The organism is Gluconobacter vitians (genome assembly GCF_015244565.1).
Lineage (GTDB): Bacteria > Pseudomonadota > Alphaproteobacteria > Acetobacterales > Acetobacteraceae > Gluconobacter > Gluconobacter vitians.
The window spans coordinates 1-4,614 of record NZ_JABCQG010000047.1 but is presented as its reverse complement, the minus strand read 5'-3'; the positions used below and the strand labels follow the sequence as shown (position 1 = coordinate 4,614).

Sequence of the window (4,614 nt, the reverse complement as noted above, 5' to 3'; positions counted from 1 at the left end):
CTGCTCGCACGGCGTGCGTGGTCGTGGCGCTGCCATGACGTATCTGTCCCATAAGGCTTCCTTCCACTCGCGTGAAAATATCACACCATCAAATCCCGGGACTAAACACCTCGAATGTCCCTCAAAATCGTCAAACGCCCCAACACGAAAAACCTCTACATCCGCGGCACCATCCGGGGCACGAGCGTATGCGAAAGCACTGGAACTTCTGACCCCATGCGGGCGGAAGAATTCCGAGCCAAGCGCGAGGCTGAACTCTGGACCGAGAGCATCTACGGCAAGAAGGCAACCGTCACATTCGCCCACGCCGTAGCAGCCTATCTGGAAGCAGAGGAAAGATCAGAGACGACCAAGTTCCATCTTCGTCGCCTTTTGAACCATTTCGGCATTACGCGATTGATCGAGATCGCACAGCCACAGTTGGACGATGCCTATCGAAAGATCTTGCGGGACGGTATCGCCGCCAGCTCCGCCACGAAGATGCGGGGTGTTCTGACACCGTTACGGGCCGTTCTGGAGTTCGCCGCGATTCGCCAATGGTGCGATCGGCCAGCTTTCGACACACCTCGGATTCCACGCGGCCGAACGATTTACCTGAAACCGGCCGAAGTCAGACGCTTGATCGATGCCGCCGCCCCTCACCTGAAGCCGCTGCTGACGTTCTTGGTCGGCACAGGCGTGCGGATGTCTGAGGCGTTGGATATGGAATAGAAGGACGTGGATCTGCGCGGGAAACAGGCCGTTGTCTGGCAGAAGCAAGGGAATGAACGCAGACTGGATCTTGTGCCGGTGGTGATGGAAGCACTTGAGGACCTGCCCCATCGACATGGCCACGTTTTCCGGCCGGTCCAGATCCGCAGACGATTCAAGGGCGCCGATCCGGAAAGAATCACAGGCGACCGTTACCACAACAACGGCCGTACCAGCGGTGGTCAGATCAAATCAGGCTGGGCGGCCGCCTGCCGCAAAGCCAAGCTGCCGGGCAAATTCCGTGTCTGGATCCCCAAAGGCGAAACCACAGAACGCCGCGTCTTCGTCCCAGACATCACGCCACACGATTTGCGCCATACCTGGGCCACCTGGCACTACTGTCTACACAAAGACCTCCTCCGCCTGAAAGACGAAGGAGGTTGGAGCACGATCAATATGGTAACGCGGTATGCAAAGCAGATGTCAGAAGCTTATCGAGCGGAGATTAGTGCTTTTATTGGGCTGTCTGGTTAACTGATGATGAAGTACTTCTAATTCTCTGCACAGTATCAAGCGCTATTCTGAAGCATGGATGGATTTGAATCTCTTCGAAATTAGGAGATCTGATAGTTTCATATTCATATACCGTTCTGCTGCCACCTGCTCCGCCGAGTATGAAATCTCCAACAATACCAACTTCGTATAGTATTTTTAAGAAACCGTCGATATCAGCATTTTTCTTTAAATTTAGAAACCATTCAGAATTGCAGTTACACTGATCGAATATTTCAAAAATCATTTCTCCGATTTCATCATATTTCAAATGATATTTTTTTCTCCGTAATCTTGATGACCAGTACTCCATAACTTTATCAAGATCTGGATACTGGTGTGAAAACTCTGAACACACATCGTCCAGCTTCATTTTTGAATATAAATATTCTGCCTCCTTGAGTTTTTCAGCATCTGGGCGATCTCCTTCCACTAACTCAGTATATATTCTTGCAAATTGGATTAACTCTCTAGGACGCGACAAGGTCCTCTCGATAAGCCAATTATCAGTATTAGATGTTCCAATTGTTTGCGGGAAAACCAAGTGAAAAAAATGCTGACTTTCCACTTCTTCTTCTAATTCTTCTGGATGAAGATTGTATTTTATTCTTTCATCAAGAACATTAATTAGATTGTCCTTGGTCCATCGTATCTTTTCTATGTTTCTAAGTTTGTCAGCATGTTGAGTTTTTGACATAAGGATAGAGTATATATCTTCCCTCAGGGATATGATTGGGAAAATGCTTTTAAATTTCGATTGTATTTTAGAAGATGCAGATAAAAGCCCTAGTAGCATATCATTGCTTGTTTTTGAGTTATCCCACCCTAAATCAAGATCATCAACTAAAACAATTATTTCCAATGAATGATTATCATATACCTCTTTTATAATACCTTCTATAATATTTATTTCGCTTGCATTGAGAATTTCTTTTTCCAAGTCAATACCAAGGTCTCCAAGTTTGCCAGCCTTGATTTTTATTCGGGTTAAAATATTTCCGACAGTTTCAATAATATCGCGAGGGCCGCCTTGTTGAAGGAAAAAATTTCGGGACCTTGCAGAAAGCTTCTCACCAGTTGGAAGCGCTCCGAAAAACATTATAATTTCATGATAAATATATTTAAGCCAGACATATTGAAAAAATATTTCCGCTCCGAAATTATTTATTATATCGGTGTCGTTCAATATAGATCTAATGCTATTTTCATTTGGAGTTATATTTATCGTATGGATATTATTTTCGCTAAATGTTTGATTTAATTTCTTGAGAAGTGCGCTTTTCCCTGCACCTTTTCTTCCTACTATTACATTTTTTCGTTTTTCTGTAAGACGGTTTAATGCTTCTGATTTAACAAAATAGCTGAGAAGATGACTATCTTTTTCAGCGCTCTCATCACCCCAATGAATCTGACGAATATCCACCTTAAATTCCTAGAAAAATCACACTCTTCCGGTGACACTAAAAGCATAACCATGTTTGGTGAAGTGCTAAGTCTAAGGAGGTTCTAATAGGGTGGGTTTCCGACTATCCAGATTCTGTCCATTGAAGCCCTTTATACCCACAATTCAAAGCGGGTTGAAAAGACTCGCGCCTATGTGTCTAAGCCTAATCTTTATGGGAATTAATAACGTATTTTCAAGGATTTAGGATGGTGGGCGCGACAGGGATTGAACCTGTGACCCCTGCCGTGTGAAGGCAGTTTAAAGTGCCCAATAAATGGCAGTTTTCTGCGGTCTTTGGGGGTTATCTTTTGCGGATTGCAGAGATTTTGCATTTCGTTAACATCAAACGGGTAATCTGTAAGAATTTCTTACAGGTTCAACTATCCGGAAATTCCGGACGGTTCATCAGTCAAGCATTCCTTGACAGTTCACCAGTCTGCTACGGTCGCCTTGGATGCGGTGACACGGTGATATTCTGGCTGCCGTAGCACTGCTCTGTGAATGAGCGGGAGCGCATTGTGAGGTTCCGTCAGGCCTCACCCGCATCCAACCATTGAGCAATTCTCAATAGTTCAATCATCCGGGAATTTCGGAGAGTTTGCCCCCAATCATTTCCTCCTACCCGACGCACCGCTCATAATGAGCGCGATGCTGCCGAGTATCGGAGCCAGAATGATGGCCATGGCCAGAAGGTCACGCGCCATGATGCATCCCGGCGAATGGCCTCGCCTTGCCGGCGGGACAGATTCCGGCATACCCGGAAATGAGAAGCCCGACATGTGCGGCCAGCGCCGTGCGGTCCGCCTCAATCCGCCCTGACACGTCCTGCCGGACCGTATCTTTCTGGCCCAGAAGCGCCCCAGCGTATCCGACTTGCCGCGCCAGCTCTGCATCAGGCAGGGCAGACAGCGGGACGAACTGCACCGGGACGTTCAGGATCTGACCGCGCGACCGGATGGCTTCAGCCTGCAAACCAAAAACAGGGGTAAGACTTGAAGCCGAAACGGAGAACTGACCCGACTGGCTGAACGTCCCAGACAGGTTCATCGTGACCGGTCCGGCAATCATGGCCACGACCGGGTCAGACGTGTGCTGGACACACTGGACCGCCCGCACATTGGCATCGAACCGGGCGGCCTGATCGGCCGTCCAGCTTTGGGCCCCGGACATGCTGACCACGCCGGCTTTCGTCAGGTCCGCCTGGACGCCGGCAATCGCCTGGCTGATCGTGACGGGCGAGACGGATCCGGCAGAACAGGCCGACAGAGCCAGCAGGCCGCAGAGTGCCAGCGTTCTCATGCCGCCTGCACTTCCGCCAGCAGGGCGTCGAAGCCCTCACCCGTCGGAGCCGTGCCGGGGACGCCCAGCCAGTTCTCCCGCGACAGCAGGCCATAGGCTTCGTCTGCGATCCGCGTGAAGGTCGCCCAGGGCATGAAGGTACGCGTGCCCCATGTGCTAAAGAACACACCGTCCACGTTATAGCCGACGAGTGGGATGGCATGACCGCCGGCAGGCGTATGATCGGAAATGGCGTCCCAGTCCCAGGTCTCACCGAGAGCCAGCGACAGGAAGCCGTTCGGCACCTGCACACCTGCCAACACGCCACCAAGATAAGCAATAGCGCGCCGGATCCCGACCACATCAGTCGGTGCGATCGACCCGTAGGCGGTCAGATAGTCGAGCGTCTGCCCCGGCCGATGTAAGCCCTCTTTCCGCCAGGCGTTCAGTTCGTCCAGGAGGACAGTGCCATTATCGTTCTCACCCGTGGCCGGGTCGAATCCCGTGACCTGCGCATAGTTTTGCAGCACAGTTTCGGTCGAGAGCATGACCAGACCCTGCGCAGCCTTGGTCCAGGTCGCCACCAGGGCGGCATGGGCGGCAAAGGCACAACAACCAAAGCGGTCATTGCCCCACATCTGATAGGGCAC

5 protein-coding genes are annotated in these 4,614 nt (G+C 50.5%); 2 read left to right on the top strand and 3 right to left on the bottom strand.

The genetic code is table 11. The features are described from left to right. Positions 1 to 114: 114 nt before the first annotated feature. Both HKD24_RS14695 and HKD24_RS14690 read left to right on the top strand, forming a co-directional pair. On the top strand, positions 115 to 711 hold the full coding sequence (locus tag HKD24_RS14695; protein ID WP_194260917.1) for a site-specific integrase: 597 nt from the start codon (positions 115 to 117) through the stop codon (positions 709 to 711). Between the two features lie 6 nt (positions 712 to 717). After that, complete coding sequence (locus HKD24_RS14690; protein ID WP_322783340.1) at positions 718 to 1,224, top strand: tyrosine-type recombinase/integrase; 507 nt, start codon at positions 718 to 720, stop codon at positions 1,222 to 1,224. Here HKD24_RS14690 and HKD24_RS14685 read toward each other — a convergent pair. From HKD24_RS14685 to HKD24_RS14675, 3 genes are all read right to left on the bottom strand, one after another. Next, complete coding sequence (locus HKD24_RS14685) at positions 1,205 to 2,665, bottom strand: P-loop ATPase, Sll1717 family (protein ID WP_194260916.1); 1,461 nt, start codon at positions 2,663 to 2,665, stop codon at positions 1,205 to 1,207. The genes HKD24_RS14690 and HKD24_RS14685 overlap by 20 nt on opposite strands. Before the next feature lie 714 nt (positions 2,666 to 3,379). Then, positions 3,380 to 3,985: a hypothetical protein gene (locus tag HKD24_RS14680; protein WP_194260915.1), complete on the bottom strand. Its 606-nt coding sequence runs from the start codon at positions 3,983 to 3,985 to the stop codon at positions 3,380 to 3,382. After that, positions 3,982 to 4,614: C1 family peptidase (locus HKD24_RS14675; RefSeq protein ID WP_194260914.1), on the bottom strand; the 633-nt coding region annotated here is incomplete at its 5' end. The genes HKD24_RS14675 and HKD24_RS14680, both read right to left, overlap by 4 nt.